Consider the following 17,516-nt stretch of genomic DNA (forward strand, 5'->3'; position numbering starts at 1 on the left):
AATGAGTGGGCACTCCTGGCGGGTGTCGAGAAACGTAAGCACCCAGGTACGTGGAAGTTGAAGGTAGGCGATGACTTATGGGCAGCGCTGCACGGCGATACGGAAGTCATGAGCTTAACGGCAGAGCTGATCGAGAGCACTCCTGACCTGTTTCGGAACGTTTGCAGCTGCGAGCGTCCGCGCTTAGTAGCAAGGGCTTTGGAAAAGGTCGATAGGAAAGGGCTGGTTCGTGTCTCTGATCGCCGCACCTATGCTTACCTCCAACTGAGCCAAGGAGAAGACGCCTGGCAATCGGAAGAAATTCAATCCCTGCTACAGCAAGCATTCAGTAGTGAAACGACACTGCTGGAACTGCTCGAAGTCATGTATGGAGAACCTGATGCTTGCCAATTGGGCCATGAACCGTTTCTTTCGCCTAATTCCGATTTGGCTACAGGTCGTGGCAGCCGGGACGTTTGTGGCTATTGTGGTGTGGCAAATTTACTTTCATGAGCCAACCGGAGGATCTTTGACGGGGCATACCCATATCAACCGTCCTATCTATAGCTTCTGGGTTAATGATAATTGGGGTGGAAATTTGCCCTTTTATTCTGGCGGACCTCTCACGAGAGGAGGTGTAACCTGCTGCTGGCCTTTCAGAGGCGATACTGCAGAGGTCGTCTGGATTCTTAGCATGACCGGAGAACAAGAAAGAGCGGGAATGGAATCTGAACGGCGTAGCATAACCCTGCCTATGCCAAAAAGAACGCGCGAGGATCAGTATCTTCATGTGCATTTTTTACCCGGCAATCGAGTGGAGCTGGCCTGGAGCCCAGATTTGCAATCGCCTCTCACTCAGCGGCTTCGCGAGGAGTTCCACAGCAATGACTAACCAGCATACGCCCGCGTGCCTTCAAGTACGAATGCTAGAGCGGTAAAGAGCTCGGTTTCTCGACGAGGAGCCGACTGCCGCCGGACACTGGATGTTGGTCTTGTCTTTGACGGTATGAATAGGCACTAGAGAAGACTTGAGGCAAGCGCGGCCATACGGCGACCTATTGGCGTGATTTTCATGCCAGGGCCAGCGAGAAAGGGCTCAAGCAGCTCCGCGAAGAACACCGCAAGGTGGTCGATGCCGCCCGCTGGACAGCTTCCGAGGCCACGCCTACCGGGTTCTCTCAGAGTTCTTCGCAGAACGACCACTCAAGCTGACGACGGTAATAAGGGAATAGATAAGCGGATCATCGAGGGACGTGGCTGGTGCCTGGCCAACACCGCCGAGTCAGCCCGCCTCCCCAAACCGACCCGCCCGCCTAACGTTGGCCAGTAGCGGGCTACCGGTATGCGGATCCTGGATCAAGGTGCATTCGATATCGTAGAGGTGGCGTACCAGATCGACAGTGACCACTTCGCTCGGCGGGCCCGCTGCGACCAGCTGGCCGTCGCGTAGCGCCAGCAGGTGATCGGCATAGCGACAGGCGCTGACCAGATCGTGCAGGACCACCACCACCGTTCGCCCGCCCGCCGCGAGCCGACGGACCAGTTCGAAGACTTCGATCTGATGCCCCAGGTCAAGCGCCGAGGTGGGTTCGTCGAGCAGTAGCAGTGGCGTCTGCTGGGCGATCGTCATGGCTATCCAGGCGCGCTGTCGCTGCCCACCGGAGAGCGTGTCGAGCGGGCGCTCGGCCAGTTCGATCACGTCCGCCGCGGCGAGCGCCTCGCGCACGACTCGCTGGTCTTCCGCTGACCACTGGCGCAGCCAACCCTGATGCGGCTGACGGCCGAAGCGCACCAGCTCGGCTACGGTCAAGCCTTCGGGCGCGTTCGCTTCCTGAGGCAGCAGCGCCAGCCGGCGGGCCAGCTCGCGGGCCGGCAGCCGCTGGATGTCCCGACCGTCGAGCAGCACTTCGCCCTGGCTGGGGGCGTGCAGCCTGGCCAGGCCGGACAGCAAGGTGGATTTGCCACATCCGTTGGGGCCGACGATGGCCGTTACCTTGCCTACCGGCAGGGTAAGCGCCAGGCGGTCGATGATCGTTGCCCGGCCATGGCGCAACGTCAGGTCATGCGTGGCGAGTTCGTAATGGCTCATGCCAGGTTCCTTTTTGCCGGTCGCAGCAGTATCCACAGCAGCCAGGGCCCGCCCACCACGGCGGTGATGATGCCGACGGGAATCTCGATGGGAGCGAGCAGCACCCTTCCCGCCAGGTCGGAAAGCACCATGACCAGCGCGCCGGCCAGCGCCGAGGCAACCAGCGGTACGCCGCGAGGGGAGGAGAGCGAACGGGCGATCTCGGGGCCGATCAGCCCCACCATGCCGACCGGCCCCGCCACGGCCACCGCCAGACCGGTGAGCATCACCGAGACGGCAAGCACCTGCCAGCGCCGCCGGGCCACCAGCACGCCGAAACCGCTGGCCACCGAATCCGAGAAGCGCAACAGCGACAGCGCACGCGATAGCCACAGCGCCGCCGCCATGCCCAGCACAAGCCCCACGGCGAGCAGGGCCACGGCCCCGGCCGGCCGAGCATTGAGCGAGCCCACGGTCCAGGGGTAGGCAGCGTTGGCGGTATCGATGGCGACCTTGGCCAGCAGCAACTGCGTGATGGCCTCGAACACGGCGCCGACGCCGATGCCGGCCACGATGAAGCGATAGCCGCGCGTGCCGCCCCCTGCGGCAAGGCCGAAGGCCAGGGCCGCGGCGGTCGTGGCACCCGCCAGCGCCATGGCCGACGGTGCCAGCGACAGGCCCAGGCCCACCACCGACGCTACGGCGAAGGCGGTCGCGCCGTTGTCGATGCCGATGATGCCGGGCGTCGCCAGGCGATTACGGGCAAGGGTCTGCATCAGGCAGCCGGCCACGCCGAAGGCGGCCCCGGTCAGGCAGGCAGCGGCCAGGCGCGGCAGACGCAGCTCCTGCACCAGGAAGGCCGCCATCGGGTCGCCGTGCCCTGCCAGGGCCGCCACGACCTCAAAAAGGGACAGTGTGCCACTGCCCAACGCCAGGTAGGCCAGCGAAGCGACCAACAGTGTCGAGAGCAGCAGTCCGGCGGCGGCCAGGGCACGCCGGTCGACCAGAATGCTGTAGGCACCTCCTCGCAGCGGCCCACGCCAGGCCAGGCGCCAATGCCCGACAGGAGCATCCGCTTCTTCCGCCCCGACCACAGCATTACGCCCCTCGTTGAGTGATGCCCCACTGCGCATGGCGCTCTCCTGGCTCATTCTCCGAACTCATCCTTTCTCGACCTAGAGCGTCGGCATGCGGCGCGCACGCACCACGGCGACCAGCACCGGGGCACCGCACAGTGCCGTGAGCACGCCCAGCGGCAGCTCCGATGGCGCGACCAACAGGCGCGAGACGATGTCCGCCGTGACCACCATCAGCGGCCCCAACGGCAGGCATAGCCAGAGCGTGCGGCGAATGTCGGGGCCCGCCAGCGCACGGGCGGCGAACGGTACCACCAGCCCGACGAAGGCAATGGGGCCGGCCGTGGCGGTGGCAGCCCCCACCAGCAGCGCCACCGCCACGATCACCAGAAGGCGGATCACGCCCGGGTGATGTCCCAGCCCGCTGGCAATTCGCTCTCCCAGGGCCAGCGCCGCCAGGGGGCGTGCAACGGCAAGAACGATCACACCCGCCAATAGCAGGCTGGGGAGAATAGCCTGGAGATGGTCGAGCCGGCGGCCCGCCAGGCTGCCGACGACCCAGAAGCGGATCTCGTCGGCGGCGCGCTGGTCGAACAGAAGCAACAGCGAGGTGAGCGAGAGCAGCAGCCCCGTCAGTGCGGCGCCGGCCAGCACCAGCCGCACCGGATCGTGGCCGGCGCCACTCACCCTAGCCACCCCTAGCACGCAGAGACAGCCGGCCATGGCGCCCAACTGGGCCACGCCGACCCGCAGGGTGGTGGCGGTTGCCCCCAGCACCAGGGCCACGGCGACGGCGAAGGCGGCGCCTGCGCTCACCCCGAGCAGGCCGGGTTCGGCCAGAGGGTTGCGTGTCACCGCCTGCAGCAGCGAGCCCGCCACACCCAATGCGACGCCCACGACCAGCCCCACCACCGTGCGTGGCAAGCGCAGCGAGGCGAGCACGAACTGCGCTTCCGGATCCCCCTGCCCCAGCAGGGCATGCAGCGCGCGCATCGGTCCGACGTCGCCGGCTCCCAGAAGCAGGCTAGCCAGGCAGGCCAGCGCCAGCAGCAGCGACAGCCCCGCCATGGCCCGGCGCGGGCGCCGGGTCGATCCGGCGCCCGAGACATGCCCGCCGGTCATTGCGCCGACAGGGCCTCATCGAGCTCGTCGAGAATGGCCAGCGCCGCCAGCGGGCCGGAGGCGCTCGTCCACAGTTGGCCATCGACGGGCACCACCTGGTCACGGGCGACCACGTCGAGGCGGGCGAAGGCGGGCGATGCCTGCGCGGCGTCCAGGGCATCTCGCCCCTCTTCGTTGAGGGTGGCCAGGAACAGCCAGTCGGCATCGATCCGGGAGAGGTTCTCGAGGCTGAGCGTATCGCTGTGCGGCCTCCCCTCCTCGACCAGATCGGCATCATGAAGAGACATGCCCGCGTCGCGCAGCAATCCGGTCGAGAAGAGTCGCTCCGACATGACCATCGGTCCCTGGGGCATCCAGCGCACCAGCACGGCGCTTGGTGCTTCGTCGGCATGGCGGTCGGCCAGCTCAGCGAGGCGCGCATCCACCCGGGCCAACGCCGCCTGCGCCTCGGCTTCACGATTCAGGGCACGGCCGAAGAGCAGCGCCTCGTCGCGCCAGGCGTCGGGATCGAACCCTTGGGTCAGCGGCACGACCGTGGGAGCCATGCGCGACAGCAGGCGGTACTGAGCTTCGGGCAACCGCGGAGGCGCCAGGATAAGGTCCGGCTCGAGCGCCAGCACGGCCTCGAGGTTGATCTCGCGCACCACCCCGACGATAGCGATGTCGTCGAAGCGGGGCGTCAGGTAGTCCGCCACGCCATCGCCGCCGCGGGTCGTGACGGCGCCCAGGGGGGCCATGTCCACGGCCAGCGCCGTGTCCAGTGCCCCTTCGTACAGCGTTACCACCCGCGTCGGCGAATCCGGCACTGCAACCTCGCCGAAAGCCGTCTCCAGGGTCCGTTCGGCCCAGGCCGTCATTGGGAGCATGATGCCTAGCAGTACGCCTGCCAGCTTCATACGCCCTGTGGCCCTGCCCCGATAATGCGCGCTGCCCATATCGCTCTGCTCCGTCAGCTTGCTATGAATGCGAATTATTATCACATGAAGCAAGCTATCGTCTCTATGCAACGAGACGTTCCCGTGAGCGCAACGTCAATATCAACTCGAACAACAAGAATCATTTACATCTACCATCGCCACTAGGTAGACTTCGCTTTCCTTCTCTCCGTATCGCCCGGCGCCTCTATTGCCCATGTACGATCTCGACGAGTTGCTTGCCTTCGATCACGTCATGCGCTCCGGCAGCCTGACTCGCAGCGCGCATGCCCTGGGCCTGGCCAAGTCGACGCTGAGCCGGCGAATCTCCCAACTCGAGCGGCAGCTGGGCCAACCCCTTCTGCGCCGTCAATCCAACCGGCTCCTGCCCACCGAGGCCGGCCAGCTCTTCCTCACCTATTGTCAGCAGATCCTCACGCTCGCCGAGCAGGGCCGACAGGCGCTGGACGAGCTGAGCGAGGAGGTCTGCGGCGAGCTGTTCGTGGCTACCCACAACGCACTGGCACGCAGCTGGTTAGCCGCGCGGCTGGCCGCGTTCATGGAGATGCACCCCGGCATTCGTTTGACGCTACAGACCCCCAGCGCTCCTCCCATGGCCGCCGACAGCCAGGCTGTGACCGTCTGGCTGGGCGAGGTGCACGGCAGCGAGCTGCACCAGGAGACTCTGGGCTGGCTCAGCCGCGGCCTCTATGCCCACCCCGACTACCTGAACCGGCACGGTCGTCCGGACCATCCGCGCGAGCTGGGGCGGCACACCTGGATCGACTTGCTGGGCGAAACCGATCAGGGGCTGACGCTGAACCATCCACAGCTGGGCGAATACTGCTTCCAGCCACCCGACACCCGCTTCCGGGTCGATCAGCAGACGCTGCATGGCGATGCCATCGCCCGCGGGCATGGCCTGGGCATCATGCCCGACTGGCTGGCCGCCGCGCGCGAACGCGCTCACCCCGGTTCGCTGGTACGCTGCCTCCCGGAATGGGCCGCCCCAGCGCTGCCCGTCACGCTGCTCTACGCCTACGGCCCCCAGCCCCGGCGTGTCAGCGCACTGCTCGGCTTTCTGCGCCAGACCTCACCCGCCGAGTGGATACGAGAGATCCCGGCCCGGGAGAAGCCAAGCAAGAGCGCTCAAGCGTACACGGCATCGGCGTGACGCGACGCGCGCCGCTCGCTTCATCGGGCCCGACAGTCACCCGGCAAAGAATTCAGCCGCAGGGGTTCGAGGGTGTCATTGGGGGCACCGATTGTTTCGCTCTATCGATCCCATCTGTAAATTCCGCTTATGCTATCAAGGCGAAACGCTTAACCTGCGAGCATGATGATCATGCCCGGAGCCAACGCCATGAAGAAGACCGCCACCTTTGCCGTCGTGCACTTCTGTGTGGCCTTCGGCGTCACCTATCTGCTGACCGGAAGCTGGGTACTCGGCGGCATGATCGCGCTGATCGAGCCCAGCGTGAACACGGTCGCCTACTTCCTGCACGAGAAAGTTTGGGGCTACGTCGACCGACGCCATGCCTCCCTGCCGAGCTGATTTCCTCGTCGTCAGTTCTCGTCGACTAGCGTCATTAACACCACGTATTGGTAGTCGCGACCTATCACTCCATAGGATGAGGGTCCGGCATGAGGGGTCGTGACCCGCAGGTACCAGGTACCCGCCTCCAGGTCACGCTCGATCCGAAAATTGCTGTCTTCGCCACTGGTCCAGTCGCGCGCCACGATTTGCCCGTCGGCGTCGAGCAGTTGCCCCGCGGGTGACACCACGCCCGCATCTCCGGGAAAGGTCTGGCTCTCCAGCACCACGTGTGCGGGCGCCTCCAAGGTGAAGGAGAAATAACGCTGACCTGCCGTGAGTACCTGATAGGGTCGACCGGGCTCCAATACGTACGCGCCATCGCGCAGATCGCCCCCGGTGGCACAGCCGGTCAACAGCAGGAGAATGACCCATAGCGAGAACACGAAGCGGCTCATGGCAAGACTCCCTTTCGGAATGTTGATACCCAGAGTCTAACGCGCCGCCGAAAAATCGTAGCGAATCCCGGCCCTCTACCATATCGAACGCCTGCCGAATGGCTCCCGCCCGGGCGTCAGCCCGCCAGCCGCTGCACGCCCAGCCAGATCAGGCGCAACGCCAGCAGGGTCAACACCCACTTGAAGAGAAAGTCGAAGCGATGATCGGTCACGCGGTGGAGTAGCCGCAGCCCGAGCCAGGTGCCCAGAAACCCCGCCACCACCATGGCCAGGATCAGTCCCAGCCAGTCGCGAAACACGAACCCGGCGAAGCCGAAGATGAACGCCTTGGTGAGGTGCTGCAGAGTCATGCAGGTGGCGAAGGTGGCCACCCTCGGCAGCCGCTCGCTCATGCCCAGCTTGATGAACGAGGCCACCATCGGGCCGCTGGCCCCCACCAGGCTGGAGAGCAGCGTGGTCACGGCGCCCGCGATCACGGTGCCGGTGCGTCCCACCGCCCGTTGCGGCAGGCCCGGCCCCCAGCTGGAATAGAGCACGAAGGCGGCGATGCACAGTTCCAGCACTCCCGGCGGTAGGCGCACCAGCAGCCAGGCCGCGGCCAGCGCACCGACCACTACCCCGGGCAGGAATGCCGCGACGATGTCCCGGCGCACGTGGCGCCAGGTCATTACCGCGCGCCCCCCGTTGGAGCCCAGCTGGACCATGCCGTGCACCGGGATCAGCGCCATGGCCGGCATCACCTGGGCCAGCACGATGATCAGCAGGGTGCCCCCACCAATGCCCGCCGCCGCGGAGAGCGCCGAGGTCAATGCCGAAAGCGCCACCAGGCCCAGGTTGAGCCCTCCGGACAGCGGCGAGAGCAGCTCCAGCATCAGCGAGGATGCCTCACGGCAACCTACCCTCCTCCACGCCATGACAGGCGACTTCGCTGCCGTCGCTGCGCGTGATCAGCCGCGGTACTTCGGCCTTGCAGCGCGCGTTGGCGTGGGGGCAACGGGGATGGAAGGCGCAGCCCGATGGCGGATGCACCGGATTGGGCACCTCGCCCTGGATCGTGGTGCGCTCCTTGCCCGCCCCTTCCAGCGACGGCACCGCCTCGAGCAGCATCTTCGAATAGGGGTGATGGGCATTGGCAAAGAGCTGCTCCGCCGGGGCGATCTCGGCAATGCGCCCCAAGTACATCACCGCGATGCGGTCCGACATGTGCTTGACCACCGCCATGTCGTGGCTGATGAAGAGGTAAGTGAGCCCGTACTCGTCCTGCAGGTCGCGCATCAGGTTGAGGATCTGCGCCTGCACCGAGACGTCCAGTGCCGAAGTCGGCTCGTCGCAGATCATGAACTCCGGTTCGTTGGCCAGCGCACGGGCGATCGAGATGCGCTGGCGCTGGCCGCCGGAGAATTCGTGCGGATAGCGGTTGGCGTCGGGCGCCGACATGCCCACCTGTTCGAGCAGCTCACCGACCCGGCGGTGGCGGTCGGCCGCGCTCATCTCGGGGCGAAAGAAGCGCAGCGGCTCGCCGATGATGGTGCCCACCCGCCACAGCGGATTGAGGCTGGCGTAGGGATCCTGGAAGATCATCTGGAAGCGCTTGCGCACGCTGGCGGTCTGCCGCCCGGTGCGGCTCGCCAGGTCGCTGATGTCTTCGCCGTCGAATACCAGCCGGCCTCGAGTGAGCCCGTAGAGCCCCACCACCAGGCGCGCCACCGTTGACTTGCCGCAGCCGGACTCGCCCACCAGCGACAGCGTCTCGCCGCGGCGGATGGAGAAGCCGACCCCATCCACCGCCTTCAGGGTCAGCCGTTCGCTGCGCTCGATCACCCGGTTGAGCCATGGCTTGGAAACATCGAAGTAGCGCGCCAGGTCGTGCGCTTCCAGCAGGATATCCGCCTGTCCCGCCGTGGCCGGGGGCGTCTGTTGCATTGCGGTATCAGCGCACATGAGCCATCTCCTCTCCTGCCTCGCCCCGTCGCGGCGGCAGCGGGTCGACCGGGTCGTGCAGCCAGCACGCCGCCAGGCTGCCTTCCGCCGGCATCAGGTCCGGGCGCTGGACGCGGCAGCGCTCCTGGGCGTGGGGGCAACGCGGGTTGAAGGCGCAGCCCGCCGGTATTGCCGCCAGCCGCGGCATGGAACCCTCGATCTGGTAGAGCCGCTCGAGGCGCTTCTCGATACCCGGAATCGAAGCCATCAACCCCTTGGTGTAGGGGTGCTGCGGGTTGCGCACCACCTCGTCGACCGGGCCGATCTCGATCAGTCTCCCCGCATACATGACCGCCACGCGGTCGGCGGTCTCGGCAATCACGCCCATGTCGTGGGTGACCAGCATCACCGCGGTGCCGTGGTCGGCGCACAGCCGCTTGAGCAGGGCAAGAATCTGCGCCTGCACCGAGACGTCGAGTGCCGTAGTGGGTTCGTCGGCAATGATGAACTCGGGCCGCGCCGCCAGCGCCAGGGCGATCACCACGCGCTGGCGCATGCCGCCGGAGAACTGGTGCGGGTAGCTGTCGAGACGGTTCTCGGGGGCGGGTATGCCCACCTCTCGCAGCAGCTTGAGCGCTTCCTCGCGGGCTTCGCGCTCGTTCATCGGCAGGTGGGTACGGATCGTTTCGATCAGCTGGTCGCCCACCGAGAACAACGGGTTGAGGCTGGTCAGCGGATCCTGGAAGATCATGCCGATGTGACGACCGCGCAGTGGCACGAACCGCTCTTCCGGCAGATCATCGATGCGCCGGCCCGAGAGGTGAACCTCGCCCTCGGCGATACGACCGGGCGGCTCGAGCAGGCGAATCACGGCATTGCCGGTCATCGACTTGCCGGCACCCGATTCGCCCACCACGCCCAGCACCTCGCCAGGAGCGATGTCGAAGGAGACGTCGTCCAGCGCCACCAGGGTGCCGTGGCGCGTGGGGAACTCCACCCGCAGGTGGCGCACGGAGAGCACCGGTTCCTGCCCCGCGGCGCCAGGCTCGTGGCCGGTTACCGCGATGGCGTTCTGCTCACCTGAGTTTTCAACGGAGCTTGGGGTTGAGGACATCACGCAACCAGTCTCCCAGCAGGTTGACGGAGAGCGCCAATATCAGCAGCGCCACCCCGGGGAAGAGCAGGATCCACCACTCTCCCGAGAACATGTAATCCTGGCCCACCCGGATCAGGGTGCCCAGGCTCGGTTGGGTGGCCGGCATGCCGACCCCCAGGAACGACAGCGTGGCCTCGGCGATGATCGCCAGCGCCAGTCCTATGGTGCCGATCACCAGCACCGGGCGCAGCACATTGGGCAGGATGTGCAGGAACAGGATCTTGCGCGCCGGCAAGCCGATCACCCTGGCCGCCTGCACGTACTCCTTGCTCTTCTCCACCATGGTGGCGCCGCGCACGGCGCGGGCGTACTGCACCCAGTCGGAGAGGCCGATGGCGATGATCAGCACGATGATCGCCACCTCGGCGTGCATCGAGCGCGGCAGGAACCCGCGGATCACGCCGAAGATCAGCAGCGCCATCAGGATCGAGGGAAAGGTGAGCTGCACGTCGGCGATGCGCATGATCAGCGCGTCGCGCCAGCCGCCGCGGAAGCCCGCCAGCAGGCCCAGGGCGGTCCCCATCACCAAGGCGAAGATCACCGCGGCGAAGCCCACCAGCAGCGAGATGCGCGAGCCGTAGAGAATCGCCGAGAAGACGTCGCGGCCTTGGCTGTCGCTGCCCAGCAGATAGAAGTTGCCGGTGAATTCCGAGGTGGTCATGGGCGGCGTGAACGCATCGATCAGATCGAGCTGGCCCGGATCGAACGGGTTCTGCGGTGCGATCCATGGCGCGAACAGGGCCGCGGCGAACATGACCAGCGTCACCAGAGTAGCGAGTATCACCACCGGCTGGCGCTTCCACGAATAGACGATATCGCTCTCGAGGAAGGTGCGCAGCCGGCCGGGGCGGGTCGGCGCAATGTTCGCGACACTGTTCCGCTTATCGACTTCCTGGCTCATTTGCCACCTCCCTGCGCACGCAGCCGCGGATCGACGGCGTAGTAGAGCAGATCCACCACTAGATTGATGACCACGAACACCAGCGCGATCATCATCAGGTAGGCGGCCATCACCGGCACGTCGACGAAACGCACCGCGGTGATGAACAGCGCCCCTACGCCAGGCCACTGGAACACCGTCTCGGTGATGATGGCGAAGGCGATGATGGTACCGAGCTGCAGCCCGATGATGGTGATGACCGGAATCATGGTGTTCTTCAGCGCGTGGCGCAGGTTCACCACGCGCTTCGACAGCCCGCGGGCACGAGCGAACTTGATGTAGTCGGTGCTCAGCACCTCGAGCATCTCGGCGCGCACCAGGCGCATGATCAGGGTGAGCTGGAACAGCCCCAAGGTGATCGCCGGCAATATCAGCGAACGCAGGCCGCTGGTCGTCAGCAGGCCGGTATCCCACCAGCCCAGGTCCACCGTTTCCCCTCGACCGAAGGCCGGCAGCACGCCCAGCTCCACGGCGAAGACATAGATCAGCAGCACGCCGATGAGGAAGGTAGGCAGCGACACGCCGATCAGCGAGGCGGTCATAATGAAATGAGCCAGCCAGCTGCGGCGGCGCAGTGCGGTGTAGATGCCCAGCAGGATCCCCATGACCACGGCGAAGATCGCCGAGATGGTCGCCAGCTCCAAGGTGGCCGGCAGCCGCTCGAGGATCAGGTCGGTCACCGGACGGGCCGAACGGTAGGAAATGCCGAACTCGAACTGGGCGGCATTGACGACGAAATTCCAGAACTGCACCACCACCGGCTGGTCCAGGCCCAACTGAGCCCGCAGCGCAGCACGATCGGCCTCGGTGGCCTCCTGCCCCAGCATGTTGAGCACCGGGTCGCCGACGTAGTGGAACAGCGAAAACGAGATGAGCGCGACCACGAACATCACGAAGATGGCCTGCAGCACGCGCTGGATCAGAAACGCTAGCATGGGATCACCAAATCACGACGATACCCCCGGCCGCTTGTGGCAGCCGGGGGTCGTGTCCAGTAAGACTTACTGATTGAATTGTAGGTACTTGAAGTGCGGCGTATTTTCGCTTTGCACCTGGAAATCGATATCGTCGCGCATCGACCAGGTCAGCATCTGGTGATGGATCGGGATGTAGAGGATCTCGTCGTGGACGATGTCCCACGCCTCCGCGATCATCTCGTTACGCGTATCTTCGTCGATCTCCTGCCCCATCGCCACGGTCAGCTCGTCGACCCGCTCGTCGGAGTAGCCGGTGAAGTTCCACGAGCCTCGGTCGCCTTCCTTGGTGTGGTAGAGGTAGTTGAAGATGTACTCGGAATCCATGGTGGGCACGCCCCAGCCCAGCAGGTAGAAGTCATACTCTTCGCGCGCCAGCTCGGCGAAGTGCACCGAGCGGGTCTGAGCCACCAGATCCACGGTGATGCCGATGCGCGCCAGCATGCTGACCACCGCCTGGCAGATCTGCTCGTCGTTGACGTAGCGATCGTTGGGGCAGTTCAGGGTGACGCGGAAGCCATCGCCGTAGCCGGCCTCTTCCATCAGCTGCTTGGCACGGTCGGCATCCGCCTCGAGGACTTCATCCATCTCCTCGCTGTAGCCATTGACGAAGGGCGGCGCGATCATGCCGGCCGGCTGGGAGTTGCCGCGCATCACCGCTCGCTGGATGGTGTTGGCGTCCACGGCCAGATTGATGGCCTCGCGCACGCGGCGATCGGCGAAGGGATTGTCGTCAGTGTCGGCGGTACGCAGCTCGGCCGAGCCCATGTCCATGCCGAGGAAGATGGTGCGGTTCTCGGCGCCCTGTTCGTTCTTGATCCCTTCGGCGTTGGCCAAGCGCTCGATGTCCTGCACCGGGGTTTCCTGCAGGAAGTCGACCTCGCCGGAGAGCAACGCCGCCACGCGGGTGGAGGCCGACTCGATCGGCGTGAACACCAGGCGGGTAATCTCCATGGGGTAATGGTCGATACCCCAGTAGTCGTCGTTGCGCACGAATACGGTACGTACGTCGGGCTCGCGACTTTCCACGCGGAACGGGCCGGTGCCGTTGGCGTTGCGCACGGCATAGGTCTCTTCGCCGGCGGCGTAGTTCTGCGGCTCCTCGACCCCGTGCTCCTCGGCCCACTCGCGGCTCATGATGAACAGGTTGGTGAAATTGTTCGGCAGCAGCGGGTTGGGCTCGCTGGTCTCGATCTCGACGGTATAGTCGTCGACTGCGCGCACTTCGGAAATCGAGGTGAGCAGGCCGCGCATGTCGGAATGCTCATGACGCGCCCGGTTGATCGAGAACACCACGTCCTCGGCGGTCAGCGACTGGCCTTCATGGAAAGTCACACCCTCGCGGATCTTGAAGACCCAGACGGTGGGCTCGTCCTCCTTCACGTGCCACTCGGTGGCCAGGCCCGGCTGGTACTCCACGTCCATGTCCTGGTAGATCAGGGTGTCGAAGATCTGATGGTTGACCGAATGGGTCGGCCCCTCGTTCTGCGAGTGGGGGTCCATGGTCAGGCTGTCCGCGGAGCGGGTCCAGCGCAGGGTTTCGGCATTCGCGGCGGTGGCCAGCATGGCGCCGAGCACGGCGGTGGCCAGAAGAGTCTTGTTAGGCAGCATCTTGTTATGTCCTCAATCAAGCGTTTGATGGGCTATCGCCCTGGAGAGGTTTCTCCCATACCTTAGCCAAGAAAGCCAGGTTTACCTCAGGAAAGCTTTTCAGCGCTATTTCGACTCTTGGTAGTTGCATTTGCGGTATTGAGACCGATTCTTGGGGAAACCACTCGGTTGGCTCCGCCTCGCCGACTAAAGATGAATACTGAATCAAGGGGAAACCAGCGATGACATTATTGGCGATCCGGGTCGCGTTGGAGTGGGTCGACTACAACGGTCACATGAACGATGCCGAATACGCGAGGGTCTTTTCGTTGGCGGTGGACACGCTGATGGAGCGGATCGGCCTCGATAGTGAAGGGCGCGAGCGCCTGGGCCATACGCTCTTCACGCTGGAGACCCATCTCTGCTACCGGCGCGAGGCCCACCAGGGGCAGGCACTGGCCGTCGAGGTTCTGCTGCTCGACCGTGACGCCAAGCGGTTGCACCTGTTTTTCACCATGCACGACGACAACGGCGAGTTGCTTGCGACCAGCGAGCAGATGCTGATGGGCATCGATATGCGAAGCCACCGACCGGCCCCCTTCCCGCCGGCCGTGGTCGAAGCCATCGATACCCTGCCGCATGCCGACGCCAACGCCTGGCCAGAGGCCGCCGGGCGACGTATCGGCATCCCGCGGTCCCTACTGTGAGCCGCCTGCTGCCCGATGCGCCGCATCGAGCCCGCGATGAATCGCCCGGACGAGGCCCTCCTCCTTCATCGTTTTCAACCCTTTTGCCGTGGTGCCGTCATAGGCGATTAGCCGCTCTACCATGTCGCCGGGCTCGGTACCCAGCTTTTCCAGCAGCAGGCTGCCGCCCACCAGGGTCTGCATGACGGCCTCGCGGGCAATCTCGTCGGGGAGCCCCATCCCCCTGGCGTGCTCCAGCATCGATTGGGCCAACAGGGCAGGATAGGCCGGCCCGGCACCGCTCAGGGCCGTCAGGTAGTCGAGATCGCTCTCAGTGGGGAGTTCTCGCGGCGTGCCGCAGCTCGCCAGCAGCACCTGGACGAGCCGCTTGTCGGCATCGTTGACCTGCGGCGAGGCAAACCACGGAAAGTAGGCCCGGCGGATCTCCGCCGCCGCGTTGGGCATGGCACGTACTACCCTGCGACTGCCTACGCGGCTGGTTACCTCCTCCAAGGAAGCCATCGCCAGCAGGGAGACGACCAGCTTGTCGTCCGCCTTTATGTCGAGGCCGGCGAGATCTTCCGGGCGCACGGAGAGCACGATGACGTCCACCAGGGCAACCAGCTCACAGTTGTCCTCGACGCAACGCACGTCGGCCCAGTCGCGGTAGGCCTCGCCACGGCCGGAACGCGAGGAAATCACTAGCCGCTCGGGAGACACGAGGTTCTGCTCCAGCAGAGCCATACCGAGCGCACGCCCCATCCACCCCTGCCCGCCGATGATGCCGATCACAGCATCTTGCGACATGTTTCCACCTCCTCTTGTCAGGACCGGCGCCTCGCCGTCGACGGATCATGCTGTCTCATGACCAATCTCGCATCGGAAACTTTCCAATCTATGTACACTTTTGTACATTGGGATGACTATCATGTACAGACATGACTGACTTTGGCAAACATATAACAAGAGCGAGACCCGACCATGGCCAACGACCCGCTGCTGCAGCCTTTTCAGCTCAAGCATCTGACCCTGAAGAACCGGCTGATGATGACATCCCACGAGCCCGCCTACCCCGAGGACGGGATGCCCAAGGCGCTCTACCGCGCCTACCATGTCGAGCGGGCCAAGGCTGGCCTCGGCCTGACGATGACAGCCGGGTCCGCAGCGGTGGCCAAGGACAGCCCGCCAGTGTTCAACAACATCCTGGCCTACAGAGACGAGGTGGTTCCGTGGATGAAGGAGCTCACCGACGCCTGCCACGAGCACGGCACCGCGGTGATGATTCAATTGACTCACCTAGGCCGGCGTACCCGCTGGGACAAGGGCGACTGGCTGCCGGCGGTGTCGCCCTCGCACCGTCGCGAAGCGTCCCATCGTGCCTTTCCCAAGCAGGTCGAGGATTGGGACATCGAGCGTTTGATCCGCGATTACGCCGATGCTGCCGAGCGCATGCACGCGGCCGGCCTCGATGGGATCGAGCTGATGGCATATGGCCACTTGATGGATCAATTCTGGTCACCGCTGACCAACACCCTCGAGGCCCCTTACGGGGGCGATCTCGACAACCGGCTGCGTTTCACCTTCGATGTGCTGCGCGCCATTCGCCAGCGGGTCGGAGAGGAGTTCATCGTCGGCGTGCGCTACACCGGCGACGAGATGCTGCCGGGCGGGCTGACAGCCAGCGACGGGATGCAGATATCGCGGCGTTTGAAGGAGAGCGGCCTGGTCGATTTCCTCAACGTGGTCCGCGGCCATATCGACACCGACCCGGGCCTCACCGACGTGATCCCCATCCAGGGCATGCCCAGCGCCCCACACCTCGACTTTGCCGGTGAGATCCGCCGCGAGGTGGACTTCCCCACCTTCCATGGGGCCAAGATCCAGGATGTCGCCACCGCCCGCCATGCCATCGCCTCGGGCAAGGTCGACATGATCGGCATGACCCGTGCCCACATGGCCGACCCGCACATCGTGCGCAAGATCGTCGAGGGCCGCGAGGAAGAGATCCGTCCCTGCGTCGGCGCCAACTACTGTCTCGACCGCATCTACCAGGGCGGGGCCGCCTACTGTATCCACAACGCCGCCACCGGGCGGGAAACCACCATGCCCCACGCCATCCCCCAGGCAGCGCGGCAGCGTCGGGTGGTGATCGTCGGCGCCGGACCCGCGGGGCTGGAAGCCGCCCGCGTTGCCGGCGAGCGAGGCCATGAGGTAGTGGTGCTTGAAGCCGCCAGCGATGCCGGCGGACAGGTGCGCCTCACGGCGCAGAGCGAGCGTCGCCGCGAGATGATGGGCATCATCGACTGGCGCCTGGAGCGCTGCGAGGCACTCGGCGTCGAGATCCGCTATAACGTCTGGGCCGAGGTCGAGGACGTGCTCGCAGAGAAGCCGGATGTGGTGATCGTGGCCACCGGCGGCTACCCCATGGAAGACCAGCCCGAGGTCGGGAACGAACTCGTGGTCAATACCTGGGACATACTGTCCGGGCACATGCCGCCAGGTAAAAAGGTATTGCTGTTCGACGATGCCGGCGACCATGCCGCCATGCAGGCCGCGGAGATCATTGCCGCCACGGGGGCCGAGCTGGAGATCATGACCCCCGACCGCACCTTCTCGGCGGAGATCATGGCCATGAACCTGGTGCCGTACATGCGATCCCTGCAGCGGCCCAACGTCACCTTTACGCCCACTTATCGGTTGAGGTCCGTCCAGCGCGACGGCAGCGAGCTGCTCGCCAAGATCACCAGCGATTATGTAACTCAAGGTCAACTGGACCTGGATCTCGAGCGGCGCATCGACCAGGTGGTGGTCAATTACGGCATCACGCCGATGGCCGACATCTATTTCGAGCTCAAGCCGCACTCGAGCAACGGCGGCGAGGTGAACTACGACGACCTGATCGTCGGTCGGCCCCAGGCCGTCGTTCGCAATGCCGGCGATGGTTTCCAGCTGTTCCGGATCGGCGATGCCGTCGAGTCGCGCAATACCCATGCGGCGATCTACGATGCCCTGCGGCTAGTAAAGGACCTTTGATTCAAGGGGGCTGCCGAGCGTAAACGGTTTCAGCTGACTGACTTGTTTACGTTCACCTCAAAATGG

The 17,516-nt window shown here is 65.0% G+C and carries 18 protein-coding genes; 6 read left to right on the top strand and 12 right to left on the bottom strand.

Going from position 1 to position 17,516, the window contains the following annotated elements:
- Positions 1-57: 57 nt before the first annotated feature.
- On the top strand, positions 58-492 hold the full coding sequence (locus CYJ07_RS20595; RefSeq protein ID WP_231489588.1) for a hypothetical protein: 435 nt from the start codon (positions 58-60) through the stop codon (positions 490-492).
- Positions 398-871: a DUF3304 domain-containing protein gene (locus CYJ07_RS08905; protein WP_104203416.1), complete on the top strand. Its 474-nt coding sequence runs from the start codon at positions 398-400 to the stop codon at positions 869-871. The genes CYJ07_RS20595 and CYJ07_RS08905 overlap by 95 nt, the downstream gene beginning before the upstream one ends.
- A 390-nt stretch (positions 872-1,261) precedes the next feature.
- Here the strand turns inward: CYJ07_RS08905 and CYJ07_RS08910 are convergent, their stop codons facing one another.
- From CYJ07_RS08910 to CYJ07_RS08925, 4 genes are read right to left on the bottom strand one after another with little or no spacing between them, the layout of a single operon-like run.
- The gene (locus CYJ07_RS08910) at positions 1,262-2,068 is read right to left on the bottom strand and encodes an ABC transporter ATP-binding protein (RefSeq protein ID WP_104203342.1); all 807 of its coding nucleotides are present in this window, start codon (positions 2,066-2,068) and stop codon (positions 1,262-1,264) included.
- A complete protein-coding gene (locus CYJ07_RS08915; RefSeq protein WP_231489578.1) occupies positions 2,065-3,198 on the bottom strand; it encodes a FecCD family ABC transporter permease in 1,134 nt (377 codons plus the stop codon). Before CYJ07_RS08915 ends, CYJ07_RS08910 begins: the two co-directional genes overlap by 4 nt.
- 24 nt (positions 3,199-3,222) lie before the next feature.
- Entirely contained in the window at positions 3,223-4,191 is a 969-nt protein-coding gene (locus tag CYJ07_RS08920) for a FecCD family ABC transporter permease (protein WP_104203418.1), read from the bottom strand.
- Between the two features lie 50 nt (positions 4,192-4,241).
- Positions 4,242-5,141, bottom strand: a complete 900-nt coding sequence (locus CYJ07_RS08925) for an ABC transporter substrate-binding protein (protein WP_231489579.1) — start codon at positions 5,139-5,141, stop codon at positions 4,242-4,244.
- A gap of 235 nt (positions 5,142-5,376) precedes the next feature.
- On the opposite strand from CYJ07_RS08925, the gene CYJ07_RS08930 reads away from it, so the two are divergent.
- Together CYJ07_RS08930 and CYJ07_RS08935 are read left to right on the top strand one after the other, a co-directional pair.
- Positions 5,377-6,333: a LysR family transcriptional regulator gene (locus tag CYJ07_RS08930; RefSeq protein ID WP_104203343.1), complete on the top strand. Its 957-nt coding sequence runs from the start codon at positions 5,377-5,379 to the stop codon at positions 6,331-6,333.
- A gap of 189 nt (positions 6,334-6,522) precedes the next feature.
- Positions 6,523-6,714, top strand: a complete 192-nt coding sequence (locus CYJ07_RS08935; protein WP_104203420.1) for a DUF2061 domain-containing protein — start codon at positions 6,523-6,525, stop codon at positions 6,712-6,714.
- An 11-nt stretch (positions 6,715-6,725) separates the two neighbouring features.
- On the opposite strand, the gene CYJ07_RS08940 is transcribed toward CYJ07_RS08935, so the two are convergent.
- The 7 genes from CYJ07_RS08940 to CYJ07_RS08970 form a co-directional block, all read right to left on the bottom strand.
- Positions 6,726-7,151 carry a hypothetical protein gene (locus CYJ07_RS08940; protein WP_104203344.1) on the bottom strand — a complete coding sequence of 142 codons (426 nt, stop codon included), beginning with the start codon at positions 7,149-7,151 and terminating at the stop codon, positions 6,726-6,728.
- 116 nt (positions 7,152-7,267) lie between these two features.
- Positions 7,268-8,023 carry a sulfite exporter TauE/SafE family protein gene (locus tag CYJ07_RS08945; RefSeq protein WP_104203345.1) on the bottom strand — a complete coding sequence of 252 codons (756 nt, stop codon included), beginning with the start codon at positions 8,021-8,023 and terminating at the stop codon, positions 7,268-7,270.
- A 13-nt stretch (positions 8,024-8,036) separates the two neighbouring features.
- Entirely contained in the window at positions 8,037-9,092 is a 1,056-nt protein-coding gene (locus CYJ07_RS08950) for an ABC transporter ATP-binding protein (protein WP_104203346.1), read from the bottom strand.
- The gene (locus CYJ07_RS08955; RefSeq protein WP_231489580.1) at positions 9,082-10,185 is read right to left on the bottom strand and encodes an ABC transporter ATP-binding protein; all 1,104 of its coding nucleotides are present in this window, start codon (positions 10,183-10,185) and stop codon (positions 9,082-9,084) included. Before CYJ07_RS08955 ends, CYJ07_RS08950 begins: the two co-directional genes overlap by 11 nt.
- Positions 10,160-11,128, bottom strand: a complete 969-nt coding sequence (locus CYJ07_RS08960; protein ID WP_104203347.1) for an ABC transporter permease — start codon at positions 11,126-11,128, stop codon at positions 10,160-10,162. The genes CYJ07_RS08955 and CYJ07_RS08960 overlap by 26 nt, the downstream gene beginning before the upstream one ends.
- Positions 11,125-12,102, bottom strand: a complete 978-nt coding sequence (locus CYJ07_RS08965) for an ABC transporter permease (protein WP_104203348.1) — start codon at positions 12,100-12,102, stop codon at positions 11,125-11,127. Before CYJ07_RS08965 ends, CYJ07_RS08960 begins: the two co-directional genes overlap by 4 nt.
- 66 nt (positions 12,103-12,168) lie before the next feature.
- Positions 12,169-13,752 carry an ABC transporter substrate-binding protein gene (locus CYJ07_RS08970; protein WP_104203349.1) on the bottom strand — a complete coding sequence of 528 codons (1,584 nt, stop codon included), beginning with the start codon at positions 13,750-13,752 and terminating at the stop codon, positions 12,169-12,171.
- A 221-nt stretch (positions 13,753-13,973) separates the two neighbouring features.
- On the opposite strand from CYJ07_RS08970, the gene CYJ07_RS08975 reads away from it, so the two are divergent.
- Positions 13,974-14,438 (top strand): thioesterase family protein, encoded by a 465-nt coding sequence (locus CYJ07_RS08975; protein WP_104203350.1) that lies wholly within the window; start codon positions 13,974-13,976, stop codon positions 14,436-14,438.
- Here CYJ07_RS08975 and CYJ07_RS08980 read toward each other — a convergent pair.
- Positions 14,430-15,224 (bottom strand): pyrroline-5-carboxylate reductase family protein, encoded by a 795-nt coding sequence (locus CYJ07_RS08980; RefSeq protein ID WP_104203351.1) that lies wholly within the window; start codon positions 15,222-15,224, stop codon positions 14,430-14,432. The genes CYJ07_RS08975 and CYJ07_RS08980 overlap by 9 nt on opposite strands.
- 174 nt (positions 15,225-15,398) lie before the next feature.
- On the opposite strand from CYJ07_RS08980, the gene CYJ07_RS08985 reads away from it, so the two are divergent.
- Positions 15,399-17,450, top strand: coding sequence for an NADH:flavin oxidoreductase (locus CYJ07_RS08985; protein WP_104203352.1), 2,052 nt, complete (start codon positions 15,399-15,401; stop codon positions 17,448-17,450).
- Positions 17,451-17,516 lie beyond the last annotated feature (66 nt).

This window comes from Billgrantia saliphila, assembly GCF_002930105.1.
In the GTDB taxonomy this organism is placed as follows: Bacteria; Pseudomonadota; Gammaproteobacteria; order Pseudomonadales; family Halomonadaceae; genus Halomonas; species Halomonas saliphila.

Excerpts from the sequence above, each read along its gene's own strand:
- CYJ07_RS08905 (WP_104203416.1), top strand. The coding sequence starts at position 398 with ATGAACCGTTTCTTTCGCCTAATTCCGATTTGGCTACAGGTCGTGGCA.
- CYJ07_RS08910 (WP_104203342.1), bottom strand. The coding sequence starts at position 2,068 with ATGAGCCATTACGAACTCGCCACGCATGACCTGACGTTGCGCCATGGC.
- CYJ07_RS08915 (WP_231489578.1), bottom strand. The coding sequence starts at position 3,198 with ATGAGCCAGGAGAGCGCCATGCGCAGTGGGGCATCACTCAACGAGGGG.
- CYJ07_RS08920 (WP_104203418.1), bottom strand. The coding sequence starts at position 4,191 with ATGGCGGGGCTGTCGCTGCTGCTGGCGCTGGCCTGCCTGGCTAGCCTG.
- CYJ07_RS08925 (WP_231489579.1), bottom strand. The coding sequence starts at position 5,141 with ATGAAGCTGGCAGGCGTACTGCTAGGCATCATGCTCCCAATGACGGCC.
- CYJ07_RS08930 (WP_104203343.1), top strand. The coding sequence starts at position 5,377 with ATGTACGATCTCGACGAGTTGCTTGCCTTCGATCACGTCATGCGCTCC.
- CYJ07_RS08935 (WP_104203420.1), top strand. The coding sequence starts at position 6,523 with ATGAAGAAGACCGCCACCTTTGCCGTCGTGCACTTCTGTGTGGCCTTC.
- CYJ07_RS08940 (WP_104203344.1), bottom strand. The coding sequence starts at position 7,151 with ATGAGCCGCTTCGTGTTCTCGCTATGGGTCATTCTCCTGCTGTTGACC.
- CYJ07_RS08945 (WP_104203345.1), bottom strand. The coding sequence starts at position 8,023 with ATGCTGGAGCTGCTCTCGCCGCTGTCCGGAGGGCTCAACCTGGGCCTG.
- CYJ07_RS08950 (WP_104203346.1), bottom strand. The coding sequence starts at position 9,092 with ATGTGCGCTGATACCGCAATGCAACAGACGCCCCCGGCCACGGCGGGA.
- CYJ07_RS08955 (WP_231489580.1), bottom strand. The coding sequence starts at position 10,185 with ATGTCCTCAACCCCAAGCTCCGTTGAAAACTCAGGTGAGCAGAACGCC.
- CYJ07_RS08960 (WP_104203347.1), bottom strand. The coding sequence starts at position 11,128 with ATGAGCCAGGAAGTCGATAAGCGGAACAGTGTCGCGAACATTGCGCCG.
- CYJ07_RS08965 (WP_104203348.1), bottom strand. The coding sequence starts at position 12,102 with ATGCTAGCGTTTCTGATCCAGCGCGTGCTGCAGGCCATCTTCGTGATG.
- CYJ07_RS08970 (WP_104203349.1), bottom strand. The coding sequence starts at position 13,752 with ATGCTGCCTAACAAGACTCTTCTGGCCACCGCCGTGCTCGGCGCCATG.
- CYJ07_RS08975 (WP_104203350.1), top strand. The coding sequence starts at position 13,974 with ATGACATTATTGGCGATCCGGGTCGCGTTGGAGTGGGTCGACTACAAC.
- CYJ07_RS08980 (WP_104203351.1), bottom strand. The coding sequence starts at position 15,224 with ATGTCGCAAGATGCTGTGATCGGCATCATCGGCGGGCAGGGGTGGATG.
- CYJ07_RS08985 (WP_104203352.1), top strand. The coding sequence starts at position 15,399 with ATGGCCAACGACCCGCTGCTGCAGCCTTTTCAGCTCAAGCATCTGACC.